Here is a 23,091-nt window from a genome sequence, read left to right as displayed (position 1 = left end):
CGGGACGCTCACCAACACCGGCACCGAGTCGCTGACCGACCTCGACGTCCGGCTGCAGCGCGGGGAACTGCTCGCCACCCGCGCCGGCCTGCAGGCCGCCGACACCGGGAGCGACCCGGCGGTCGCCGTCGCCACCGCGGGGGCCGGACCGGGTCGTCCCCGGCCAGCGGGCCGTCGAGCTCCAGCCGGTCGGCGAGCCCGGCGGCCCGCACCAACCGCCGGGTCGCCGCGGGCGCCCCGACGACCCGGCACTGGCGCCCGGTCGGGGCCAGGACGGCGGTGAAGACGGTGAGGGCGTGCAGGGCCGAGGGGTCCGCGAACCGCGCCCCGGCCACGTCCACGACCACGCGGTGGGTGCCCAGGGCCGCCGCCTCCTGGAGGGCGGTGGTGAGCCGATCGACGGTGGAGGTGTCCGCGTCGCCGGTCACCCGGACGACGACCTGGTCGGGGGCGGGGACGAGCGCGACTCGAAGGTGCGGCACGGGCACTCCGGCAGGTTGGTGCGAGCCGCCTGCGGGTTCGGGCGGCTGTGGTCGACGCTAGTTCCGATCCCCGATCCCCACAACAGGCAGTGGTCAGCTGACTGCGCTGCGCTCTGGCGTGTCGCGCACGACCCGCCGGAGCGGTCCGGCCCCGTGCGCGGCACCATGGCCGTCGTGGACGCCGAGGACTTCAGGCAGGTCGTGGCCGCCGTCCGGCAGCTGGTCCGGGAGGTGGTGGTCCCGCTCGAGGAGCGGATCGAGGACGAGGACCGCATCCCCGACGAGCTGCGCGCACGCGCCGCCGAGATGGGCCTGTTCGGCTACGCGCTCCCCGAGGAGTACGGCGGGCTGGGCGTCACCATGGCCGAGGACGTCGAGCTCGCCGTCGAGTTCGGCTACACCACCCCCGCGTTCCGGTCGCTGTTCGGCACCAACAACGGCATCGCCGGCCAGGTCATCGCCAAGTTCGGCAGCGAGGAGCAGAAGAAGGCCCACCTGCCGCGGCTGGCGTCTGGGGAGCTGATCGCCTCGTTCGCCCTGACCGAGGCCGAGGCCGGCTCCGACCCGGCCGGCCTGCGCACCACTGCCCGCCGGGACGGCGACGCGTGGGTCCTGGGCGGCAGCAAGCGTTACATCACCAACGCACCCGTCGCCGACCTGTTCGTCGTCTTCGCCCGCAGCGACCCGGACCAGCGGGGTGGGCGCGGCATCTCCAGCTTCGTCGTCGACGCGAGGACGCCCGGGGTCACCGTCGGACCGAAGGACCGCAAGATGGGACAGGCCGGCGCCTGGACCGCGGAGGTCTTCTTCGACGACGTCCGCGTGCCCGCCGACGCGCTGGTCGGCGAGGAGGCGCGGCTACGCCCAGGCGCTGACCGTGCTCTCCCGCGGCCGGCTGCACATCGCCGCGCTCTGCGTCGGGATGGCCCAGCGGGTGCTCGATGAGTCGGTCGCCTACGCGGCCACCGCCAAGCAGGGCGGGGCGCCGATCGGCCGGTTCCAGCTGGTCCAGGCCCAGCTCGCCGACATGCACGCCGAGCTGCTCGCCGGCCGCGCCCTGGTCCGCGACGTCGCCGCCCGTTACGACACCGGCGAGGACACCTCGATCGGCCCGTCCTCGGCCAAGCTCTTCTGCACCGAGATGGTGGGCCGCGCCGTCGACCGGGCGGTGCAGGTCCACGGGGGCCTGGGCTACCTGCGCACCACCCCGGTCGAGCGCTTCTACCGCGACGCCCGCCTCTACCGGCTCTATGAGGGGACCAGCGAGGTGCAGCGGGTGATCATCGGCGGCGGGCTGCTCCGCGACGCCGGCATGCCCCGTGGCTGAGGAAGGGCCCTCCTGCCCCCCGCCGCTCGCGAGCTCGCGGCGGGTCCCTGCAGGAGGGCCAGCGGAGGAGCGGGCCGCTCGCCGGGAGGTGGTGGGGGAGCTCGGCGCCGCGCTCCGGGACCTCGTCGACGCCGCCGTCCGCACCGAGGTGCCCTCCGACGAGCTGGCCGCGGTCGCGGCCGCGGCGCGCGAGCTCACCGCCCGTCTGCGGTCGCAGAGCCGGGGGCTGCACGACGTGGCCGGGGTCGACGACCCGGACGCCGGCGAGCGCTGGTACAGCCCGGTCTACGGTCCGGGCAGCCCGGTGGCGCCACCGCTGGAGGCGGCCGACACCCCCGACGGCCGGGCCACCGGCCGGGTGACCGTGGGCAAGGCGCACGAGGGTCCGCCCGGCCTGGTGCACGGCGGGGTCGTCGCCACCCTGCTCGACCACGTCCTGGCCCGGGCCGTGCGCGCCGCCGGCCGGGGCGGACTGACCGCCACGCTGACCGTGCGGTACCGCCGCCCGGTGCCGCTGGGCGTCCCGCTGCTGCTGTCGGCGGAGGCCGGCGAGCCCTCCGGCCGGCGCACCCCGGCCGCCGCACGGCTGGTCGCCGCGGACGACCCGGACACCGTGCTCGCCGACGCCGAGGCCTGTTCGTCGCCCTGCGGCCGGAGCGGGCGGCCGGCGTGTTCGCGCCGATGAGCCGGCCGATCGGCGCCTGGACGGCGCGCGGCGACTAGTCCGCCCGCGGGCCCGGGGCGTTGGCCGGGTCGCCGCCCGGGTCGCGCTCCGGGCCGCCGGCGGGCTCCAGGAGGGCACCCGGGGCGCCCTCGCCGCGGCCCAGCGCAGCCACGAACTGGGCCAGGACCTCGTCGCCGCGGTGGAACGGCGCCCAGTCCAGGAGCCGGCGTGCCCGGGTCGTGTCGAGGGCCGGCGCCTGGGTCCCGAGGTCCAGCCAGCCGGGCTCGGTCGGCACGAGGTGGGCGGTGAAGGCGGCCGAGAGGGCCGCCCGGAGCACGAACGCCGGCACCGGCACGCGGACGGTGCCCAGGGCGCGGGCGATGCCGTCGGCGTCCATCACCGGCTGGGCGGCCAGGTTGAACGGGCCGGCGGCGCGGCGGTCCAGCATCCGGGTGAGGGCGTCGGCGACGTCGTCGGCGTGCACGAGACCCACGTACACCGACGGCAGCGGGAGAGGGAGCAGCCGGGCGACCTGGCCGGGCAGCAGCCGCGCCGCGCCGAACAGCAGCGGGCCCAGGAAGTAGCGGCCGATCTCGCTGCTGGCCTCCGGCTGCAGCACCAGTGTCGGGCGGACGACGGTCAGCGTGGTCTCCGGGCGGCGGCCGATCAGCTCGCGGACCACCCGCTCGGCCTCGGACTTGTCCCGGCTGTACTGGGACGTCGGGATGCCCGTGGTCGGCCAGTCCTCGGCCACCTCCTGTCCCGCGGCGCCGGCGGCGTAGGCACCCAGCGAGGACAGGTGGACGAAGTGCTGCACCCCCGCGGCCGCCGCGGCGCGGGCGACCCGGCGGGTGCCCTCGACGTTCACCCGGTGCAGCCGCTCGGGCTCCCGGCCCGGCTGCAGCGCCCAGGCCAGGTGGACGACGGCGTCGACGCCGTCCAGGAACCGGGTGAGCTCGTGGTCGCTGCGCGTCTCGCCGAGGTCGGCCAGGTGCCACTGCACCCGGTCGTAGGGCGCGGTGTCGGGCGGCTGGCGACGGGCCAGGCCGCGCACCTGCGCCACGCCACTGGTCGGGGCGGTGAGCCGGCGCAGCAGCGCCGTCCCGACGTTGCCGCTCGCGCCGGTGACGGCGACCGTCAGGCCCTGGAGGCGGTCCCGGGACAGTTCAGCCATGCAGGGCCGCTACCCGCATCCGGGCCGGTGAACCCGGGGCCGCGCGTCACCCGATCGTCACAGACGACGACCTCGGCGGTAACCGGCACATCGTCTACTGGCACGCAACCGCGAACACCGCGAGTAGACGATCGAGAGGTCCAGCATGGACGTCGGAAGCACCGCATTCATCCTCGCCGCCACGATGGCCGTCGCCCTGATGATCCCCGGGCTGGCTCTCTTCTACGGGGGGATGGTCTCCTCCCGCGGCATCCTCAACATGATCATGATGGTGTTCGGAGCCGTCGCCGTGGTCGGCGTGCTCTGGACGCTGTTCGGCTTCTCCGCCGTCTTCGGCGACTCCTACGGCGGCGTCGGGCTGCTCGGCGACGTCACCGAGTACCCGGGGCTGGGGTCGCTGGTGGTCGGCGACGAGTCCGCGGCGCTGCCCCCGGCCCTCGTGGCGGTCTTCCAGGCGCTGTTCGCCGTCATCACCACGGCGCTCATCGCCGGCGCGGTCGCCGACCGGGTCCGCTTCGGGCCGTGGCTGCTGTTCGCGGGGCTCTGGGCGGCACTGGTGTACTTCCCGGTCGCGCACTGGGTGTTCGCGTTCGACTCCGCCGACGGCAGCGCCGTGGGCGGCTGGATCGCGAACGACCTGGCCGCGGTCGACTTCGCCGGGGGCACCGCCGTCCACATCAACGCCGGCATCGGCGCGCTGGCCGTCGTCCTGGTGATCGGCAAGCGCACCGGCTGGCCGCGCCAGGCCCGGCCCAACAACCTCCCGATGGTGGCGCTGGGTGCCGGCGTCCTGTGGTTCGGCTGGTTCGGCTTCAACGGCGGCTCCGCGCTCGCCGCCGGCAACAGCGCCTCGGTGGTGGTGCTGACGACCTTCAACGCGACCTGTGCGGCGATCCTGGCCTGGCTGCTGGTCGAGAAGCTGCGCGACGGTCACGCCACCACCCTCGGCGGGATGTCCGGCGCCATCGCCGGCCTGGTCGCGATCACCCCGTCCTGCGGCGCGGTGACGCCGATGGGCGCCCTCGCCGTCGGCGCCATCGCCGGTGCGATCTGCCCGCTGGCCATCTCGCTGAAGTACCGCCTCGGCTACGACGACGCGCTCGACGTGGTCGGCGTCCACCTGGTCGGCGGCATCGTCGGCACGCTGCTCGTCGGCGTGTTCGGCTCGGCCGAGGCGCCCAGCGGCCGGGACGGCCTCCTCCACGGCGGCGGTCTCGAGCTGCTGGGCGTGCAGGCGGTGGCCGCGATCGCGGTGGTCGGTTACTCCTTCGTCGTCACGCTGGTCATCGCCCTCGCGATCCAGAAGACGATCGGTCTGCGGGTGGGCAAGGAGGCCGAGACGGGGGGCATCGACGTCGCCCAGCACGCGGAGGTCGCCTACGACCTCGACGGCAGCCTGCACACCCCGGGCGCGACGACGACGCCCGAGAGCGTCATCGCCTCGGCCGAGCGGATCGCCGCCTCGGGTGCGCCGTCCCCGCGGACCGGGGCCGGACCGCGGACGGACACCCCCGCCGGCTGACCCCACTCGCGGAGTGGATCCGTGCGGGTGCCCCGCACGGGTCCACTCCGCTCCCGGGGCCACGCGGGGCCCGCAGGCCCAGGGACACCAGTGCGATCACCAGCACGGCCCCCGCGGCCGCCCAGAAGCCGGCCGGGGCGCCCGCCGCCTCGGCCAGCCGGGTGACCAGCAGGCTGCCGGCGAGCCCGCCGACCATCAGGGCCAGCGACGTCGCCGACAGCGTGGTCGACCGCTGTCCCGCTCCGACCCGCCCGTGCAGCAGGTCCTTCCACAGCGGCCAGGCCGCCGCGTTGGTGAGGTGGAAGAGCCCGAAGGCCAGTCCGGTCAGGACGACGTCCCCCGCGACGGCCACCGTGGCGACGGCCAGTGCGCCCAGGGCGGCGAGCCCGGCGCTGGCCGCGGCGACCGAGCCGCGGGCGCTCCGGCGCACGGCCGGGGCGAGCAGCGCACCGACCCCGGCCGCGGCGTAGGAGACGGCCATGACGACGCCGAAGACGGCCGATCCCTGCGTGCTGCTGCCGACGAGCCCGGCCACGTGCAGTGGGCCCAGCAGTTCGAGGGTCGTCAGCACGGTGCCGACCAGCAGCGAGACGGCGAGCAGCCGCCGCAGCAGCCGGTCGCGCACCACCAGGCACGCGGTGTCCCGCACGACCGCCGGGACCGCGTGCAGCCCCGCCCGCAGCGCCGCCGTCCCGCCGGACCGCGGAGCCCCCACCGGGACGACGAGCACCGCGACGGCGGCCACCGAGACCCCGGCCAGCGCCGCAGCGAGCAGCAGTGGCAGGGCCAGGGCGCCGCTCCCCGGCGCGGCGAGCAGCGGCAGTGCCCCGCCGAGCACCGCGCCCAGGCAGAGCCCCGCGCCGTCGGCCGCGGCCGCCCGGGACAGCCCGGGGGTCACGTCGGCCGCCGGGTCGGCGGTCCGGACGGCGTCGACGTACCAGGCCTCCAGCGGCCCGGAGTCCAGGGCGCGGCCCATCCCCGTGAGGGCCCACGCCAGGGCGAAGACCGCCACGCTGTGCGCCACCACCGTCGTCAGCAGCCCGGCCACGGTCAGCACCCCGGCGAGGAGCAGGACCGGGCGGTGGCCGATCGCGTCGGCCAGCCCGCCGGTGGGCAACTCGAGCGCCAGGGTGACCACCGAGTACACCGCGACGACCACGCCGATGTCGGCAGGGGAGAGGCCGCGGGCGGAGGCCAGGAGCACCGTCACCGGCGTGCTCAACCCGACGGGGAGCCAGCGCAGCGCGGTGAGGCCGACGTAACGCCGGGTGGCGGCGCGGACCGCCAGTGGCCGGCTCACGCCGGGTACTCGCGCAGTCGGAACAGGTCGACCAGCACGTGCACCAGCGGCTGGTCGGGTTCCTCCTCCTCGGCCCGCCACCGCTCGAGGACGGCGTTGAGCTCGTCGGCGAGGGCGCGGGCGCGGGCGGGGGCGAGGCGCAGCGCCCAGTCGTTGAGCGACGCGTCGTCCCGCTGGGCCTCGTCCAGATCCTCGCGCTGCTCGGCGTGCGCGGCCAGCAGCCGGCGGTGCTGGCTCAGCGAGCGGTGGGTGAGCTCGTCGACGACCTCCCGGCCCCCGGGCTGGTCGAGGAGCTCCTCGGTGTGCCACCGGGTGCTGCGGTGCAGGGCCCGCCACCAGCGCTCGCGGCCGGTGCCCTCACCGGGGACCTCCTCGACCAGCCCGAACGAGGCCAGCTGCCGCAGGTGGTAGCTGGTGGCGCCGCTGCTCTCCCCGAGGCGCTGGCCCAGCTTCGAGGCGGTCGACGGCCCCTCGGCGCGCAGCAGACCCAGCAGGGTGGCCCGCAGCGGGTGGGCCAGCGCGCGGAGCGTGCGCGGATCGCGGACGTCGACGGCAGGGGTCGGTGGGAGCTCGCCGGTCACCGCCCCGACGGTAGAGTGCAAAGACGGCTTTGCAAAGAGCCCTTTGCATCAGCCGGCGGGAATGGCGTCCTCCAGTGCACGACCCCGTCGCTCGGGCAGCGCCCACGAGGCGAGGGCGGTGACCGCGAAGAAGGCGGCGAAGGTGCCGAACACCAGGCCGTTGCCACCGGCGTCCAGCAGTGGTGGCACGCACAGCGGAGCGGCGATCGAGGCGATCCGGCCGAAGCCGGCCGCCGCCCCGGCGCCGGTGCCGCGCAGTGCGGTGGGGTAGACCTCCGGTGTCACCGCGTAGACCGCGCCCCACGCGCCGAGGTTGAAGAACGACAGCACCATGCCGGTGGCCAGGACGGCGGCCTCGCCGTCGGCGAGCGCGAACAGCCCCGCGCCGATGGCCGACCCGACCAGGAAGACGACCAGCGTCGGCCGCCGTCCCCAGCGCTCGATGAGCACCGCGGCGGCGGCGTAGCCGGGCAGCTGCGCGAGGGTGATGAGCAGCGTGAACCCGAAGGACCGGACCAGGGAGAACCCGGAGGCCACCAGCAGGGTCGGCAGCCAGATGAAGGCGCCGTAGTAGGCGAAGTTGATGCCGAACCACACCGTCCACAGCGCCGCCGTCCGGCCGCGGGTGCCCGGGGCCCACAGCGCTCCCGGGCCGGGTGGGGTCGCGGGTCTGGCGGGCGCCGACGGCACCGGGTCGACGCCGGCGGCCGACTCGAAGCGACGCACCGCCGCCTCCGCCTCGTCGGTCCGCCCGCGCAGCTCCAGGAAGCGCACGGACTCGGGCAGCCCGCGGCGCACGACGACGGCGTACACCGCGGGGACGGCGCCGAGGGCCAGCGCCCACCGCCAGCCGGCGTCGCTGCGCGGGACGACGAGGTAGCCGATCAGCGCCGCCAGCAGCCAGCCCACCGCCCAGAACGCCTCGAGCAGCACGACCACGCGGCCGCGCACCCTGGCCGGCGCGTACTCGCTGACCAGCGTCGAGGCGACCGGCAGCTCGGCGCCCAGGCCCAGACCGATGAGGAACCGGAACACCAGCAGCGCCGCCACCGACCACGCCAGCGCGGCCGCGCCGGTGGCCAGGCCGAACACCAGCAGGGTCAGCGCGAAGACCTGCCGCCGGCCGATCCGGTCGGCCAGCAGTCCGCCCAGGGTGGCGCCCAGCGCCATCCCGACGAAGCCGATCGAGCCGATCCACGACAGCTCGGTCGCGCTGAGCTGCCACTGGACGGCCAGCGCGGCCATGACGAAGGAGATGAGGCCGACGTCCATCGCGTCCAGGGCCCAGCCGATCCCGGAGCCGACCACCAGCCGGCCGTGCTCGCGGGTGAACGGCAGCCGGTCCAGGCGCTGCGCCCGGGTGAGCGAGGTCGTCGTCGCGTCGGTGCTCATCGGGCCGCGGATACCCCGCGCGACCGCCGGTCACGCGGGGCCTGCAGGTCAGCCGTCGCTGTCCTCGCCGTCGGTGGCGTCCTCGACCTCCTGCTCGGCGTCGTCGACGCCCTCCTCCACGTTCTGCTGGACGTCGTCGTCGACCACGTCACTGCCGCACGCGACGGTGGTGAACGATGCGGCGGCGATGGCGATCCCCGCCGCGGCGGTGCGCCAGCGGCTGCGGGTGGGTGCGGACACGGGTCCTCCTCGGGTCGTCCGGGGTCTCCCCCCTGGAGTGCCCCCGGAGGATCCGGGCCATGCCCGGCGGCTGCTAGGAGGTGACGTGCCCGTAGCCGGTGACGGTCAGGAACCGGATCGGCAGCTCGACCAGCTCGGCCGGCCCGTGGGGGCCCTCCCCGTCGAAGACGAGTGAGTCGCCGGCGTGCATCTCGTACCGGGCCTCACCGTGCCCGTAGACCATGACCCCCTCCAGCACGTAGAGGAACTCGGTGCCCGGGTGCTGGAAGAGGGGGAAGACCTCGCTGGCCTCGGTGAGGGTCACCAGCAGCGGCTCCAGCCGCTTGTGCTCGCCGCGCAACGACCCCAGCAGCTGGTAGAGGTGGCCGACGTTGCTGCCCCGCCGCACGATCTGCGCCCCGTGTCCGGCGGGGGTGAACACCGCCTCGCGCTCGGCGTCCAGGCCCCGGAAGAGCGCGGTCACCGGCACGGCGAGCGCGTCGGCGAGGCGGGCCAGGCTGGAGAGGCTGCAGGAGGTCTGGGCGTTCTCGATCTTGGACAGCATCGCCTTGCTCATGCCGGTGAGCCGGGCCAGCTCGGCCAGTGAGATGCCCTTGGCCAGGCGGAACTCGCGCACGCGGAGGGCGATCACGTCCTCGAGATGGCCGCTGGGTGCCTCGTCGTGCGCTCCGGCCGGGGTGACCTCCACCCGGTCGAGCATAGGTCCGGGAAGGCGCCGGGAATCCCCGGTTGACCTGAACGTCACGCGCAGTTGACCCATCCGGCGTACACCCTCCGTAGTTTCGGTCCACCCACAGTGGACGATCCGCGGAGGCGACATGACGACGATTGCACCGGCCATCGGCCACGCCCGCGGCGGCGCGGAGGGGCTGCCCAGCATGGAGGTCCCGGGCGTCCGGGCCTTCATCGGCGACGCGCTGGCCAACCCGGGCGGCGCCGAGCTCTGCGGCAGTTTCTTCGAGCTGTTCGCGGGAGAGCCGCTGGACCACGAGTACACCTACGACGAGATGAAGCTGGTCGTCGAGGGCGAGTTCCACCTGACCGACCTCGACAGCGGCCGGCGCGTGGTGGCCCACCCGAGGGACGTCCTGTTCTTCCCCGAGGGCTCGCGCATCCGCTTCGAGACCCCCGACCGGGCACTGGGCTTCTCCACCGGCCAGCGCTCGTTCGCCCCCTGACCGGCATGGGTGCGGAGCACCCAGCGTGCCGCGGTGGCCGGCCCCCGACCCGTGCGTGGACCCGGCGGCGCGGGCGGTGAGCCTGCTCGGCTTCGGCCCGGACGCCGTGGCCGTCGTCCGGCGCTGGCTCGGACAGGTGCCGGCGGGCACGCCGGTCACCTGCACGACCACCGGTGCGGCCGACGCCGCGGTCCTGGGCGAGCTGGCCCGGCAGGTGGCCGCCAGCGCGGTCGGCTGGCGGCTGATGCTGGCCGGCCCGGAGGCCGACGTCCTCGCCGCGCGCGCGGTGGCCATCGAGGGCGGACTGCTCGACGCGGAGGTCCGGACGGCGGTGACCGGGACCGACCGCAAGCGCGTCTTCTGCCCGCACTGCCGCACGACCACCGAGGCCGACGTCGCGGTCGGCGCGGAGACCGGTTGTCCCGGCTGCGGGCGGCGGTTGTTCGTCTACTGGCACGTCTCCCGGCGCGCCGGGAGCTACCTGGGCTACATGGCCGACGCCGAGGAGGTCGCATGACGGCCGTGCTGGCCGCACCGCCCGCCGCGCAGGCGGGCGTCGACGGGCTGGTGCTCGAGGTGGCCTCGGTCGCCGACGCCGCGCCGGGGATCCGCTCGCTGGCGCTGCGCCGTCCGGACGGCGGGCTGCTGCCCGGCACCGCGCCGGGCAGCCACCTCGTCCTCACCTGCGGCGACCGGCGCAACGCCTACTCGTTGACCGGCGACGGGATGCCCGCCGACGAGTACCGCATCTCGGTGCTGCTGTGCCCCGACGGCGCGGGCGGCTCGGCCTTCGTCCACCGGCTGCGGCCCGGCGACCGCGTGGCCGCCTCCCGCCCGCGCAGCGCCTTCGCCCCGGTGTCGACCGCGCGCCACCACCTGCTCATCGCCGGCGGCATCGGCATCACCCCGATGCTGTCGCACGCGCGGGCCGCCGTCCGGTGGGGCCGCTCCTTCCGCCTGCTGTACGGCCACCGGCCCGACGCAGGGGCGCACCTGGCGGAACTGGCCGACCTGTGCGGGGACCGGCTGGCGGCGTACGACTCCACGCCGGAGATGCTCGAGGCGGTCGCGGCGGCGCTCGCGGCGCAGCCGGTCGGCACGCACGTCTACGTCTGCGGGCCGGCGCCGCTCATCGCCCACGTCGAGGAGACCGCGGCCGCGCTGGGCTGGCCGGAGCAGCGGGTGCACGCCGAGCGGTTCTCCGCGGCCGACCTCGACCCGGGGGAGCCGTTCAGGGTGCGGCTGGCCCGCAGCGGCGCGTCGGTGCCCGTGCCGTCGGGGGTCTCGCTGCTGTCGGCCCTGGAGGACGCCGGGGTCGCCGTCCCCAGCATGTGCCGCCAGGGCGTCTGCGGCGAGTGCCGGGTCCCCGTCCTCGCCGGTCGGCCGCTGCACCGTGACCTCCACCTCTCCGCGGCCGAGCGCGCGGCCGGCGACGCGGTCATGACTTGCGTCTCCCGCTGCGCCGACGACGAACTGGAGCTCGACCTGTGACCACCGCCGTCCTGCCCGACCGGATCACCCGCTTCCCGTTCCCCTTCCCGGCCGACGCCTACCGGTACTCGACGAACGTCGAGCCGGCCCGCCGCCCGGTGGTCACCGCCGCCGGCGGGTGGGGGGACCGGGTGCTCGACGTCGACGCCGACTACGCCACCGAGCTCGCGGTCCGCCGCGACGTGCTGGCCACCGACCCCACCCGCTGCCAGCAACTGCCGCACATGCGGGTGGCGGCCTGGGACGCGCTGCTCACCCTGCTGCCCGAGCTGGCCGCCACGTACCCCGACGTCATGGCGCTGCGCCGGCACGGGGACCGGTGGTCCTGGCGCAACGACCTGCTCGGCACCTCCACGTCGTTCGTGGTGGGCGACGACGACTCCCTGCCCGGCGGGCCGCTGACCTTCCTCGGCAGCCAGGTGCAGGAGGACGTCGTGCTGCTCGACCAGCGGGAGGGCTCGCTGTGGGCCGACGCCGGGCTGGTCACGTTCGCCGCCGACTGGTCGATGGGCTTCGACGTCGGGATGCGCTTCCTCGAGGTGCACGGCCCGGTGCCGCGGGTGCACGAGGCCGGCGTGGTGCAGCGCGCCGAGCAGTTCCTCATGCGGCTGCAGCCGGGAGACGAGTACCGGCGCACCAACTGGACGATGACCGTCGACCGGCGGCTGGACACCTCCACCGAGACCTGCCCGGAGTGGGGTCCCGACCGGCGGCGCGTGGTCGACGACCCCGCACTGCCCGACCGGCTGCACCTGCGGGTGGAGGTGCAGCACCTGCTCCGGCTCGGCGCCTCCCACGCGATCTGCTTCCTCATCCGGACCCACCTGCTCTCGCTGCGGGAGCTGGCCGCGGTGCCGGAGTGGCGGCGCCGGTTCGCGGCGGTGCTCGCCGAGCTCCCCGACGACATGGCCGACTACAAGGGGCTCACCCGCTTCCGCGGCGCCGCCGTCGACTGGCTGCGCGCCGGCTGACCGCCCGGGGTGCACCGCGGGTGGGCCCCGGCAGCGCGGGTCCCGCGCTCGGTGCGAGGAACACCCGCGGTGGCGTCCCGCCGGCATCAGCGGACGAGCATGCCGGCGTCGACGGGCAGTGCCACGCCGGTGATGTAGCGGGCCTCGTCGGAGGCGAGGAACGCGACGGCGGCGCTCACGTCCTCCGGCTGGACGAGGGTGACGTCGAGCAGGTTGGCCACGTCCTCCACCGCCTTGGCCGGGGTGTCGATGCTGCCGCCGAAGAGCGCCTCGACCGCCGGGTTGAGCACCATCGGCGTCGCCACCCCCGACGGGTTGACGCAGGTGACGCGGATCCCGTGCGGCGCGAGCCAGTTCGCCCACGTGCGCATCAGCCCGACCACGCCGTGCTTGCTCGCGACGTAGCCGTCGCCGCCGCCGGAGCCGTCACCGCCGCGGCCGGTCAGCCCGAACGCCGAGCTGGTGAGGACGACGGCGCCACCGCGGCCCCGCTCGATCAGCACCGGCGCGGCCGCCTGCACGGTGTTCCACACGCCGGCGAGGTTGACGTCGAGCTGGTCGCGGAAGGCCTGGGCGGCGGGCGCGTCCGGGGACATCAGGCCGATGCCGGCGTTGGCCAGCACCACGTCGAGCCGGCCGAGTTCGGAGACGCCGTCCCGCACCGCCGTCCGGAGGGCGTCGGCGTCGCGGACGTCGACCCGGGCGGTCACCGCCCGCCGGTCCAGCCGCTCGACCAGCCGGGCGGTCTCGGCGAGGTCCTCGGGCGTGGCCAGGTCGTAGGCGACCGTGCCGATCGGTGCGCAGAGGTCGACGGCGATGACGTCGGCGCCCTCGCCGGCCAGGCGGAGGGCGTGGCTGCGGCCCTGCCCGCGCGCCGCCCCGGTGATGAACGCGACCTTGCCGTCGAAGCGACCCACGAGTCCTCCCGCGATGGTGTCCTGCAGTCTGGACCGCCCGGGCCACCCGGAGTCATCGCCCACGGCCCGGCGAGCGGGCGCCGACGCCGACGCGAGGCCGACTCGCCGGCGCACCACCGGCGGTGGGACGGCGGGCAACACGAACTCACCGTGGCGGTAACCGTCGTGAAACCCACCGCGGGTTCACTCCCAGGCGACAACAGTTCACGTCAGTGGACGCAACGCCAGGAGGCACCCGTGTCGCTCACCGCCACCCGCCCCGAGGCCCCGCCGGAGCCGGTCGACCTGCCGGCCCTCGACCTCGCCACCCGCGCCCGCGCCGACGGCATCGAGTTCGTCCTGGCGCTGTTCGTGGACCTGACCGGCAAGCCCTGCGCCAAGCTGGTGCCGGTCGAGGCGGTCGAGGAGCTGCAGACCGAGGGTGTCGGCTTCGCCGGCTACGCCGTCGGCGCGATGGGCCAGGAGCCCAGGGACCCCGACCTCATGGCCATCCCCGACCTGTCCTCCTACATGCCGGTGCCGTTCATCCGGCCGGGCCTGGCGATCGTGCACTGCGACCCGCACGTCGAGGGGCGGCCCTGGCCGTACGCCCCCCGCGTGGTGCTCAGGGAGCAGCTGGCCCGCGCCGCCGCGCTGGGGCTGGAGCTCAAGGTCGGCGCCGAGGTCGAGTACTTCCTCGTCGAGCGCGGCCCGGACGGCTCGCTGCGCCCGGCCGACCCCAAGGACACCGCCGAGCGACCCTGCTACGACGCCCGCGGCCTGACCCGCATGTACGACCACCTGACCGAGGTGAGCAGGGCGATCAACTCCCTGGGCTGGGGCAACTACGCCAACGACCACGAGGACGGCAACGGGCAGTTCGAGCAGAACTTCGCCTACGCCGACGCGCTCACCACCGCCGACCGGGTGGTGACCCTCCGGTACCTGCTGTCGGTGCTGGCCGAGCAGCGGGGGATGACCGCGACCTTCATGCCCAAGCCGTTCAGCGACCGCACCGGCAGCGGGTTGCACATGCACCTGTCGCTGTGGCGCGACGGCGTCCCGGCCTTCCCCGAGGCCGGGGACCGGCGCGGCCTGGGGCTCTCGCCGCTGGCGTACTCCTTCGTCGCGGGCCTGATCGAGCACGCGGCCGGGTTGCAGGCGGTGCTCGCCCCGACGGTCAACTCCTACAAGCGCACCGGCGCGAGCTCCACCCGCTCGGGCGCGACCTGGTCCCCGCGGACGGCGACCTACGGCGGCAACGACCGCACCCACCTGCTGCGGGTACCCGACGGCAACCGCGTCGAGCTGCGCGGCGGTGACGGCTCGGCCAACCCCTACCTGGCGGCCGCGGCCGCGCTCGCCGCCGGGCTGGACGGCGTCCGCCGCGGGCTGGACCCCGGCGACCCGGGCGCCACCTGCAGCGCCGTGCTGCCGCCGACGCTGCTGCACGCCGTCGAGGCGCTCGAGGCCGACCCGGTCGTCGCGGGCGCGCTCGACGCTGCGGGCCCGGGCGTGGCGGCCTACTTCGCCGGGCTCAAGCGCGACGAGTTCTTCGAGTGGCACGGGCAGGTGACCCCCTGGGAGGTCGACCGCTACGTGACCGCCTTCTGACCCGACCGACTCCGGACGAGAGGACCCCCTGACGTGTGCGGGATCGTCGGGCTCCACCTGCGGGAGCCCTCCCTGTACCCCCGGCTCGGCGAGCTGCTGACCGGGATGCTCTGCCAGGTCACCGAGCGCGGCCCGGACTCCGCCGGGGTCGCCGTGTACGGCGACCCGCGGTGGTCACCGCCGGGCGAGGCCAGCGTCTCGCTGCTGACCGGGGACCGGACGGCGGACGACGTCGCCGCCGCCGTCCGCGGAGCGCTGCCGGAGGCCGAGGTCGTCGACGCCGGCCAGACCCTGGTGGTGCACGCCGCGACCGACCCCGGCACGCTCGCCACCGCCGTCCGGGAGGCCGTCGGGCGGGCGGGGACGGACGAGGCGCTGGTCATCGGCGCCGGCGAGGAGGTCGCCGTCCTCAAGGGCGTCGGCTCCCCGCAGTCACTGGCCGCCGAGTTCGGCCTGCCCGCCGCGCAGGGGTGGCAGGGCGTGGCGCACACCCGGATGGCCACGGAGTCGGCGGTGACGCCGGCGCACTGCCACCCGTTCTCCGTCGGCACCGACCAGTGCCTGGTGCACAACGGCTCGTTCGCCAACCACGCCACCATCCGCCGCGAGCTCCGGGCGGCCGGCGCCGTCTTCGACAGCGACAACGACTCCGAGGTCGGCGCCCGCTTCGTCGCGGCCCAGCTGGCTGCCGGGTACGACCTGTCGACGTCGCTGAAGTTGCTCTGCGAGCGGTTCGACGGCTTCTACACGCTGCTGGTCTCCACGAGGGACAGCTTCGCCGTCGTCCGCGACGCCATCGCCTGCAAGCCCGCGGTCGTCGCCGAGACCCCGCAGTGGGTGGCGATGGCGTCGGAGTACCGCGCCCTCGCCGGCCTGCCCGGCGTCGGGGACGCCCGCATCTTCGAGCCCGAGCCGGAAGAGGTCTACGCATGGCAGCGCTGAGCACGATCGAGGTCCCCACCGCGGTGGAGCCCGCCCTCGTCGACCTGTCCTACTCCAGCGTGCGGGAGCTCAACCAGGCGCTGCACGCCCCCGACGTCGCCGACGAGGCGCCGTCCTGGCGGGTCACGCACCCCGACGGGAAGCACAACGTGGCCGTCGGCCTCGACGCCGCGATCGACGTCCGGATCGAGGGGCACGTCGGCTACTACTGCGCCGGGATGAACAAGACCGCGACGGTGACCGTCGACGGCAACGCCGGCGTCGGCGTCGGCGAGAACATGATGAGCGGCACCGTCCGGGTGCGCGGCAACGCCTCGCAGGCGGCCGGCGCCACCGCGCACGGCGGGCTGCTGGTCGTCGAGGGCTCGGCCGCCGCGCGCTGCGGCATCTCGATGAAGGGCGTGGACGTCGTCGTCGGCGGCGACGTCGGGCACATGAGCGCTTTCATGGGCCAGGCCGGCCGGCTGGTCGTCTGCGGCGACGCCGGCGACGCGCTCGGCGACTCCCTGTACGAGGCCCGCATCTACGTGGCCGGCTCGGTCGCGAGCCTCGGCGCGGACTGCGTGGAGAAGGAGGTCCGTCCCGAGCACCTCGCCGAGCTCACCGAGCTGCTGGCCACGGCCGGCCTGGACGCCGACCCGTCGTCCTTCCGCCGGTACGGCTCGGCCCGCCGGCTCTACAACTTCTCCGTCGACAACGCCTCGGCGTACTGAGAGGGCTCTCATGCGTGAATCCGCGACCTTCGACCGCACCACCATCGCCGAGATCCAGCGCGCCGCGGAGACCGGCATCTACGACATCCGCGGCGGCGGGGCCAAGCGCCGCGTGCCGCACTTCGACGACCTGCTCTTCCTCGGGGCGTCGATGTCGCGCTACCCGCTCGAGGGGTACCGCGAGCGGTGCGACACCGACGTGGTCCTCGGCGACCGCAACGCCACGTACCCGCTGCACCTGTCCACCCCGGTGACCATCGCCGGGATGAGCTTCGGCGCGCTGTCCGGCCGCGCCAAGGAGGCGCTGGGCCGGGGCGCCAGCGAGGTCGGGACGTCGACGACCACCGGCGACGGCGGGATGACCGAGGAGGAGCGCGGCCAGTCCAAGCACCTCGTCTACCAGTACCTGCCCTCGCGCTACGGCATGAACCCCGACCACCTCCGCATGGCCGACGCCATCGAGGTCGTGCTCGGCCAGGGCGCCAAGCCCGGCGGCGGCGGGATGCTGCTCGGCCAGAAGATCACCGAGCGGGTCGCCGGGATGCGCACCCTGCCGGTCGGGGTCGACCAGCGCAGCGCCTGCCGCCACCCCGACTGGACCGGCCCCGACGACCTGGAGATCAAGATCCGGGAGCTGCGGGAGATCACCGACTGGGAGAAGCCGGTCTACGTCAAGATCGGCGCCAGCCGCACCTACTACGACGTGAAGCTGGCGGCCAAGGCCGGCGCCGACGTCATCGTGCTCGACGGCATGCAGGGCGGCACCGCCGCGACCCAGGACGTGTTCATCGAGAACGTCGGCATCCCGACCCTCGCCGCGCTGCCCCAGGCGGTGCAGGCGCTGCAGGAGGAGGGGCTGCACCGGCAGGTGCAGTTGATCGTCTCCGGTGGCGTCCGCAACGGCGCCGACCTCGCCAAGTGCATGGCCCTGGGCGCCGACGCCGTCGCGATCGGCACCGCCGCGCTCATCGCGCTCGGCGACAACTCGCCGGACCTGGACGAGGAGTACCGCGCGCTGGGCTCGGCGGCCGGGTTCTACGACGACTGGCAGGCCGGCCGCGACCCGGCCGGCATCACCACCCAGGACGACGAGCTGGCCGCCCGGCTGGACCCGGTGGTCGGCGGACGGCGGGTCGCCAACCTCATCCGGGTGATGACGATGGAGGCGCAGATCATCGCCCGCGCCTGCGGCAAGGCCCACCTGCACTCGCTGGAGCCCGAGGACCTCGTCGCCCTGACCATCGAGGCCGCCGCGATGGCGCGGGTCCCGCTGGCCGGCACCTCCTGGATCCCGGGGCAGTGAGCGGACAGCGGCGGGAGCCAGACAGCGCGCGCCGGCGAGCGAGGAGCGGAGCGCCTCGCGGGAGCGAACGGGGGGATGAGATGAGCACCCTGCGGGTCGAGGTCGCCGTCGTCGGGGCGGGCCTCATGGGTGCCGCGACCGCGTGGGAGCTGGCCCGGCGCGGGGTGTCGGTCGCCCTGGTGGAGGCCTTCGACCCGGGGCACGTGCACGGCAGCTCGCACGGCACGTCGCGGATCGTCCGCCGCGCCTACGCCGACCCGTTCTACGTGCGGCTGACCGGCCGGGCGTTCGACCGCTGGGCCGAGGCCGAGGCCGACACCGGGACGACGCTGCTGCGGACCACCGGCGGGCTCGACCACGGCTCGGCGCGCGACCCGGTCGGCCTGGCCGGGCTGATGCAGCGGGAGGGCGTGCCCCACGAGCTGCTCTCCGCGGCCGAGGCCGAGGAGCGCTGGCCGGGCATGCGCTTCGACGGGCCGGTGCTCTTCCACCCGGAGGCGGCCGTGCTCGACGCCGACGCCGCGGTCGCCGCCTGGGTGCGCCGGGTCGGCGAGCTCGGCGGGACCGTCCTGGGACGCACGCGGGTCACCGGCGTCGAGCCGCTCGGGGACGGCGTCCTGGTGCGCACCGACGGGCCAGCGGTCGCGGCCGACCGGGTGGTGGTCGCGGCCGGGCCGTGGCTCCCCCAGCTGGCGCCGGAGGTCGGCGTGCCCCTCGGCCTGCCGCCGCTCACGGTGACCCAGCAGCAGGTCTTCCACTTCCGGCTCGCGGACCCGGAGGCCGCCTGGCCGACCTTCGTGCACAAGGGGGACCTGCAGCTGTTCGGGCTCCCCTCGGGCGCCGACGGAGGGCCGCGGCTGGCGTTCAAGGTCGCCCAGCACGACGGTGGCACCGCGACCACGGCGTCGGCCCGCGACGGCCGGATCGACCCGCTGTCGCGGGAACGGGTCGTGCGGTTCGTGGCCGAGTGGCTCCCCGGCCTGGCGCCCGAGCCGGTCGCGCAGGGCAGCTGCCTCTACACCACCACGCCGACCGAGGACTTCGTGCTCGACCAGGTCGGCCCGGTCGTCGTCGTCTCGCCGTGCTCCGGCCACGGGGCCAAGTTCGCCGCGCTGGTGGGGGAGCTGGCCGCCGACCTCGCGCTGGACCGGGCGTCCGCCGATCCCCGCTTCGCCCTCCCGGCGGCCGCGACGGTGTGACGGTGGAGGTCCGTGCGGGTCACCCGTACGGACCTCCACCCGGTCCTGACCTGCGCCGGTGCCGGGGGGTGTCCCCTCGGGGGCTCGTGCTCTGCGTGCCACCTGCACGCAGAGCACGACGTCCGGCGGGGCAGGGCCCGCCGACGCCACGAGGGGGGGCCGCCGTCGGTGCGCCGTGCGGACGGGCCGTCGGTGTCGCCGGGCAGGGCCGGCGGGCGGCGGGCCGGCCGACGCGGCGGGTCAGCCGTGCTGGCGGACGTGCTCGGTCACCAGCTCGGCGACCCGCTCGGGAGCGAGCTCCGGGATCCAGTGGGTCACCCCCTGCAGCACCTCCAGCCGGTAGGGCGCGTCGACGAAGCGGTGGGTGGCCTCGATCGCGGCCCGGCCGAGGAAGGCGTCCCCGGTGCTCCACACGTGCAGGGTCGGCACGCGGACCCGGCCGATCGGGTCGCGGGCGTCGAAGGGCAGCGCCCGGTACCAGGCCAGCGCCGAGGACAGCGCGCCGGGCTCCCGCATGCGGGCCACGTAGTGGTCGCACACCTCCTGCGGCAGGTCGCTGCGCAGGAACATGCGGCGCAGCGGCTCACCGCCCCCGACGAGGAGGAGCCGCTCGGGGAGGAACGGCACCTGGAACAGCCCCATGTAGTACGACCGCAGCGCCTGGTCGCTGGTGACCATCGCCCGCGCCATGGCGGCCGGGTGCGGCACCGAGAGGGCGGTCAGCGTGCGGACCCGCTCCGGGTGCCACGCCGCCAGCGCCCAGCCGACGATCCCGCCCCAGTCGTGGCCGACGACGTGGGCGCTGCCGAGCCCGGCCTGGTCGAGCATCGCCAGCACGTCGGCGGTCACCTCTCGCAGCCGGTACGCCGACCGCCCGGTCGGCCGGGCGCTGGGGGAGTAGCCGCGCTGGTCGGGCGCGAGGGTGCGCAGTCCGGCGGCGTGCAGGCCGGCTGCGACGGCGGCCCACGCGGTGGAGTCCTGGGGGAAGCCGTGCAGGAGCACCACGGGTTCGCCGTCGGGAGGACCGCCGTCCCGGACGTCGAACACCATGCCCTCGCGCCGGAAGCTGTCCACCCCGCGACCCTGCTCGCCGACGCCTCGGCGCGCCAGTGGACCGCCTCGCCGTCACGTTGCGTGAGGAGACGTGCGCGGACACGCGACCGCCCGGACGGGTGCAGACGCTGGCGTGCGGGCGGCGCTCGCGTCATGGTGGCTGTGATGACCACCACAGTCGACCTCCGGGCCGTGGCCGACACGGTCACGGACCCCGAGCTGCCGCTGCTCACGCTCAGCGACCTCGGTGTGCTGCGCGACGTCCGCGTGGAGGAGGGCATCGTGGTCGTGGAGCTCACGCCGACCTACACCGGCTGCCCCGCGATGGGCACCATGCGCGCGGACCTGCTGCGCGCCCTCCACGAGGCCGGCTACCCCGACGTCGACGTCCGGACCGTGCTCGCGCCGCCGTGGAGCACCGACCGGATCACCGCGGAGGGCCGCCGCAAGCTCGCCGAGGCCGGCATCGCACCTCCGGGCCCGGCCCCGCAACAGGGTCCCGGGCCGGTGCCCGTGCCGCTGGGGCCGTCCCGGCGGACGGCGCCCTGCCCCCTGTGCGGGTCCGACGACACCGAGGAGGTCAGCGAGTACAGCGCGACGGCCTGCAAGGCGCTGCGCCGCTGCCGGAGCTGCCGGGAGCCGTTCGAGCACCTCAAGGAGGTCTGAGCGCGAGAGGGTCGCGCCCGCTCGCGGCGCACGACCCGGTGATCCGGGACGATGGAGGGGTGACGACCACCCAGGAGGAGCTCATCGTCCTCGTCGACGACCACGGGACGGCGATCGGCACGATGCCCAAGCCGCTGGTGCACCACGGTGAGACGCCGCTGCACCGCGCCTTCTCCGCCTACCTGTTCGACGACGCCGGGCGGCTGCTTGTCACCCGCCGCGCCGACGGCAAGCAGACCTTCCCGGGCATGTGGACCAACACCGTCTGCGGCCACCCGGGGCCGGGGGAGGACGACGCCGCCGCGATCGCCCGCCGCGCCGCCTTCGAGCTGGGCCTGGGGGTCGACCGGCTGCGAGAGGCGCTGCCCGGCTACCGGTACCGGGCGGAGTTCCGCGGGGTGGTGGAGAACGAGGTCTGCCCGGTCTACCTGGGGCGGTTCACCGGCACGCCGGCCCCGGACCCCACCGAGGTCGGCGCCTGGGAACTGCTCGACTGGGCCGCGTTCCGCCGTCGCCAGGAGACCGAGGGCGACGCGACCTGGTCGCCCTGGTGCCGCGAGCAGGCCCGGCTGATCGAGGACGCGGGACTGGTCCCTCACAGCGCACCGTAGCGAGGGCCGCACGAGGCGTGTCAGCCGCTCGGGCGTGCTCGTGTCGCTGCCGGGAACACGCAGGTCGCGGGTCCTAGCTTCCGCTGCATGGAGCGCCGACGGTTCCTGCTCTTCCTCGCGGCGGGTGTGGCTGGTGCGGCCGTGGGCCGCGGCACCTCCGGTCTCGTGGACCCCGAGCAGTCCCCCCTTCCCCCCGCTGCCCCGGCTGTCGCCGCCGAGCCCGCCAGGACAGCCGCCCGGGAGTTCCTGGACCCCCCGGTCGGGACGGTCGACACGCTGCCGGGGGACGGGGTGAAGCTGGCGCTCACCATCGACGACGGCACGAGCTCGGAGGTGGTCGGCTCGCTGTGCACCTTCGCGAAGGACAGCGGCGTCCGGCTGACCTTCTTCCCCAACGGCATGTACAAGTCCTGGGAGGAGAACGGCGAGCTGCTGCAGCCGCTGATCGACTCCGGTCAGGTGGCGATGGGCAACCACACGTGGTCCCACCCCGACCTGACCACGCTCTCCGACGAGCAGGTGGCCGACGAGATCGGTCGCAACCGGGACTGGCTGGAGACCACGTTCGGCGCGCAGGACACGCCCTTCTTCCGCCCGCCGTTCGGCTCGCACGACGAGCGGATCGACCGCATCTCCGAGCTGGTCGGCCACCCGACGGTCGTCCTGTGGAACGGCACGTTCGAGGACAACCGGCTGCTCACCCCGGACGAGTTGATGGCCGCCGCCCGCGAGTGGTTCACCGCCCAGTCGATCATCGTCGGCCACGCCAACCAGCCGACGATCACGCAGGTGTACGACGAGCTGCTGGAGCTCATCGCCGAGCGCGGCCTGGAGACGGTCACCCTCGCCGACGTGTGGGGACCGCCGACCCTGTCGGGGGTCCGCTCGCTGTCCGGCACCGCGACCATCACCTGACGCTCCCCCGACCTGCGGGCGGCCCGCTCTTCGGCGAGGCTGATCACGACATCGACGTGATCACCTGGAGGAGCGGATGGCAGACAGCGGGACGTTGGCGGGGCGGGTCGCCCTGGTCACCGGGGGCGCGAGCGGCCTGGGCCGGGCGACGTGCGTGGCGCTGGCAGAGGCCGGCGCCCACGTGGCGATCGCCGACATCGACGCGGCCGGCAGCGAGGGGACCTCGAAGCTGGTGGCCGACGCGGGTGGCTCCGCCGAGGTCGTCCCGCTCGACGTCACCGACGACGCGAGCCGCCGGCAGGTGGTGCAGCAGCTGTTCGACGCGCACGGCGACGCCTTCGACGTCCTGGTGAACGTCGCGGGCATCGACCGGCCCGGCTACATCACCGACATCGACCTCGCGGACTACCAGCGGGTGCAGGCGGTCAACTGCGAGGGGCCGGTCTTCCTCACCAGTGAGTTCATGAAGCGGGTCCAGCACCTGCCCGAGGGGCGCACCGCGGACGTCGTCCACATCGTGTCCCTGTCGGCGATCACCTCCGGCAGCGGCGCGATCGCCTACAACGGCTCGAAGGCCGGCTTCCTGAACGCGACCAGGTGCATCCAGCGGGAGCTGCGCGAGAAGGCCGTCCGGGCCGACGACGGCACCGAGCGGCCCTTCCCGTGCCGCGTGCAGGCGGTCATCCCGGCCGCGATGGACACCCCGATGATGGAGCAGTGGGGCATCCCGTCCCACCTGATGATGCCGCCGTCGGCCGTCGCGGAGATGGTGCGCCACCTGGTCACCCTGCACCCGGCGGCCTTCGTGCCCGAGATGCAGATCGTGCCGCGACTCGAACCCAACTTCCCCCGCTGAC

Annotated in this window: 26 protein-coding genes; 17 read left to right on the top strand and 9 right to left on the bottom strand. The window is 75.1% G+C overall.

From position 1 onward, the window contains the following. Positions 1-8: 8 nt before the first annotated feature. Positions 9-482 carry an STAS domain-containing protein gene (locus ACI79C_RS12805; RefSeq protein ID WP_456946035.1) on the bottom strand — a complete coding sequence of 158 codons (474 nt, stop codon included), beginning with the start codon at positions 480-482 and terminating at the stop codon, positions 9-11. Positions 483-635: 153 nt separating this feature from the next. Between ACI79C_RS12805 and ACI79C_RS12800 the strand changes: the two genes are divergently transcribed. The 3 genes from ACI79C_RS12800 to ACI79C_RS12790 all read left to right on the top strand — a co-directional run bounded on the left by ACI79C_RS12800 (position 636) and on the right by ACI79C_RS12790 (position 2,494). Continuing rightward, positions 636-1,427, top strand: coding sequence for an acyl-CoA dehydrogenase family protein (locus ACI79C_RS12800; RefSeq protein WP_456946034.1), 792 nt, complete (start codon positions 636-638; stop codon positions 1,425-1,427). Further along, positions 1,360-1,809 (top strand): acyl-CoA dehydrogenase family protein, encoded by a 450-nt coding sequence (locus ACI79C_RS12795; RefSeq protein ID WP_456946033.1) that lies wholly within the window; start codon positions 1,360-1,362, stop codon positions 1,807-1,809. Before ACI79C_RS12800 ends, ACI79C_RS12795 begins: the two co-directional genes overlap by 68 nt. Positions 1,810-1,900: 91 nt before the next feature. Beyond that, entirely contained in the window at positions 1,901-2,494 is a 594-nt protein-coding gene (locus ACI79C_RS12790; RefSeq protein ID WP_456946032.1) for a PaaI family thioesterase, read from the top strand. Between the two features lie 34 nt (positions 2,495-2,528). Here ACI79C_RS12790 and ACI79C_RS12785 read toward each other — a convergent pair whose 3' ends face one another. Next, entirely contained in the window at positions 2,529-3,647 is a 1,119-nt protein-coding gene (locus tag ACI79C_RS12785) for an NAD-dependent epimerase/dehydratase family protein (protein WP_456946031.1), read from the bottom strand. Between the two features lie 145 nt (positions 3,648-3,792). Between ACI79C_RS12785 and ACI79C_RS12780 the strand changes: the two genes are divergently transcribed. After that, positions 3,793-5,169: an ammonium transporter gene (locus ACI79C_RS12780; protein ID WP_456946030.1), complete on the top strand. Its 1,377-nt coding sequence runs from the start codon at positions 3,793-3,795 to the stop codon at positions 5,167-5,169. Here the strand turns inward: ACI79C_RS12780 and ACI79C_RS12775 are convergent. From ACI79C_RS12775 to ACI79C_RS12755, 5 genes are all read right to left on the bottom strand, one after another. Next, on the bottom strand, positions 5,081-6,469 hold the full coding sequence (locus tag ACI79C_RS12775) for an MFS transporter (RefSeq protein WP_456946029.1): 1,389 nt from the start codon (positions 6,467-6,469) through the stop codon (positions 5,081-5,083). The genes ACI79C_RS12780 and ACI79C_RS12775 overlap by 89 nt on opposite strands. After that, the gene (locus ACI79C_RS12770; RefSeq protein ID WP_456946028.1) at positions 6,466-7,050 is read right to left on the bottom strand and encodes a helix-turn-helix domain-containing protein; all 585 of its coding nucleotides are present in this window, start codon (positions 7,048-7,050) and stop codon (positions 6,466-6,468) included. The genes ACI79C_RS12775 and ACI79C_RS12770 overlap by 4 nt, the downstream gene beginning before the upstream one ends. A gap of 48 nt (positions 7,051-7,098) precedes the next feature. Next, positions 7,099-8,442: an MFS transporter gene (locus ACI79C_RS12765; RefSeq protein WP_456946027.1), complete on the bottom strand. Its 1,344-nt coding sequence runs from the start codon at positions 8,440-8,442 to the stop codon at positions 7,099-7,101. Positions 8,443-8,490: 48 nt separating this feature from the next. After that, positions 8,491-8,682 carry a hypothetical protein gene (locus ACI79C_RS12760; RefSeq protein ID WP_456946026.1) on the bottom strand — a complete coding sequence of 64 codons (192 nt, stop codon included), beginning with the start codon at positions 8,680-8,682 and terminating at the stop codon, positions 8,491-8,493. A 73-nt stretch (positions 8,683-8,755) separates the two neighbouring features. Then, entirely contained in the window at positions 8,756-9,370 is a 615-nt protein-coding gene (locus ACI79C_RS12755) for a helix-turn-helix domain-containing protein (RefSeq protein WP_456946025.1), read from the bottom strand. Between the two features lie 130 nt (positions 9,371-9,500). Here ACI79C_RS12755 and ACI79C_RS12750 point away from each other — a divergent pair, with 130 nt between their 5' ends. Genes ACI79C_RS12750 through ACI79C_RS12735 form a run of 4 tightly spaced genes read left to right on the top strand, consistent with a single transcriptional unit; the run spans position 9,501 to position 12,322 of the window. Next, positions 9,501-9,860, top strand: a complete 360-nt coding sequence (locus ACI79C_RS12750) for a cupin domain-containing protein (protein ID WP_456946024.1) — start codon at positions 9,501-9,503, stop codon at positions 9,858-9,860. 25 nt (positions 9,861-9,885) lie between these two features. Further along, a complete protein-coding gene (locus ACI79C_RS12745; protein WP_456946023.1) occupies positions 9,886-10,377 on the top strand; it encodes a dimethylamine monooxygenase subunit DmmA family protein in 492 nt (163 codons plus the stop codon). Next, positions 10,374-11,351 carry a PDR/VanB family oxidoreductase gene (locus tag ACI79C_RS12740; protein ID WP_456946022.1) on the top strand — a complete coding sequence of 326 codons (978 nt, stop codon included), beginning with the start codon at positions 10,374-10,376 and terminating at the stop codon, positions 11,349-11,351. Before ACI79C_RS12745 ends, ACI79C_RS12740 begins: the two co-directional genes overlap by 4 nt. Continuing rightward, complete coding sequence (locus ACI79C_RS12735) at positions 11,348-12,322, top strand: heme-dependent oxidative N-demethylase family protein (protein WP_456946021.1); 975 nt, start codon at positions 11,348-11,350, stop codon at positions 12,320-12,322. The genes ACI79C_RS12740 and ACI79C_RS12735 overlap by 4 nt, the downstream gene beginning before the upstream one ends. Before the next feature lie 86 nt (positions 12,323-12,408). Here the strand turns inward: ACI79C_RS12735 and ACI79C_RS12730 are convergent, their stop codons facing one another. Then, complete coding sequence (locus tag ACI79C_RS12730; RefSeq protein ID WP_456946020.1) at positions 12,409-13,239, bottom strand: mycofactocin-coupled SDR family oxidoreductase; 831 nt, start codon at positions 13,237-13,239, stop codon at positions 12,409-12,411. Between the two features lie 237 nt (positions 13,240-13,476). On the opposite strand from ACI79C_RS12730, the gene glnT reads away from it, so the two are divergent. The 5 genes from glnT to ACI79C_RS12705 all read left to right on the top strand — a co-directional run bounded on the left by glnT (position 13,477) and on the right by ACI79C_RS12705 (position 18,989). Further along, entirely contained in the window at positions 13,477-14,832 is a 1,356-nt protein-coding gene (gene glnT / locus ACI79C_RS12725) for a type III glutamate--ammonia ligase (RefSeq protein ID WP_456946019.1), read from the top strand. A gap of 33 nt (positions 14,833-14,865) precedes the next feature. Next, positions 14,866-15,774 (top strand): hypothetical protein, encoded by a 909-nt coding sequence (locus ACI79C_RS12720; RefSeq protein WP_456946018.1) that lies wholly within the window; start codon positions 14,866-14,868, stop codon positions 15,772-15,774. Then, a complete protein-coding gene (locus tag ACI79C_RS12715; protein ID WP_456946017.1) occupies positions 15,762-16,487 on the top strand; it encodes a GltB/FmdC/FwdC-like GXGXG domain-containing protein in 726 nt (241 codons plus the stop codon). Before ACI79C_RS12720 ends, ACI79C_RS12715 begins: the two co-directional genes overlap by 13 nt. Before the next feature lie 10 nt (positions 16,488-16,497). After that, the gene (locus ACI79C_RS12710) at positions 16,498-17,790 is read left to right on the top strand and encodes an FMN-binding glutamate synthase family protein (protein ID WP_456946016.1); all 1,293 of its coding nucleotides are present in this window, start codon (positions 16,498-16,500) and stop codon (positions 17,788-17,790) included. A gap of 80 nt (positions 17,791-17,870) precedes the next feature. After that, positions 17,871-18,989, top strand: a complete 1,119-nt coding sequence (locus tag ACI79C_RS12705) for an FAD-dependent oxidoreductase (RefSeq protein WP_456946015.1) — start codon at positions 17,871-17,873, stop codon at positions 18,987-18,989. 240 nt (positions 18,990-19,229) lie between these two features. On the opposite strand, the gene ACI79C_RS12700 is transcribed toward ACI79C_RS12705, so the two are convergent. Next, entirely contained in the window at positions 19,230-20,063 is an 834-nt protein-coding gene (locus tag ACI79C_RS12700) for an alpha/beta fold hydrolase (RefSeq protein WP_456946014.1), read from the bottom strand. Between the two features lie 144 nt (positions 20,064-20,207). Here ACI79C_RS12700 and paaD point away from each other — a divergent pair, with 144 nt between their 5' ends. The 4 genes from paaD to ACI79C_RS12680 all read left to right on the top strand — a co-directional run bounded on the left by paaD (position 20,208) and on the right by ACI79C_RS12680 (position 23,090). Further along, entirely contained in the window at positions 20,208-20,708 is a 501-nt protein-coding gene (paaD, locus tag ACI79C_RS12695; RefSeq protein WP_456946013.1) for a 1,2-phenylacetyl-CoA epoxidase subunit PaaD, read from the top strand. Between the two features lie 59 nt (positions 20,709-20,767). Next, the gene (gene idi / locus ACI79C_RS12690; protein ID WP_456946012.1) at positions 20,768-21,319 is read left to right on the top strand and encodes an isopentenyl-diphosphate Delta-isomerase; all 552 of its coding nucleotides are present in this window, start codon (positions 20,768-20,770) and stop codon (positions 21,317-21,319) included. Positions 21,320-21,406: 87 nt separating this feature from the next. Beyond that, a complete protein-coding gene (locus ACI79C_RS12685) occupies positions 21,407-22,234 on the top strand; it encodes a polysaccharide deacetylase family protein (protein WP_456946011.1) in 828 nt (275 codons plus the stop codon). A gap of 76 nt (positions 22,235-22,310) precedes the next feature. Next, complete coding sequence (locus ACI79C_RS12680) at positions 22,311-23,090, top strand: SDR family NAD(P)-dependent oxidoreductase (protein WP_456946010.1); 780 nt, start codon at positions 22,311-22,313, stop codon at positions 23,088-23,090. The last annotated feature ends 1 nt before the right edge of the window (position 23,091 follow it).

This window comes from Geodermatophilus sp. SYSU D00697, from assembly GCF_054050175.1.
Note: the sequence above shows the minus strand (reverse complement) of the source record. Positions and strands in the feature narration are given on the sequence as shown.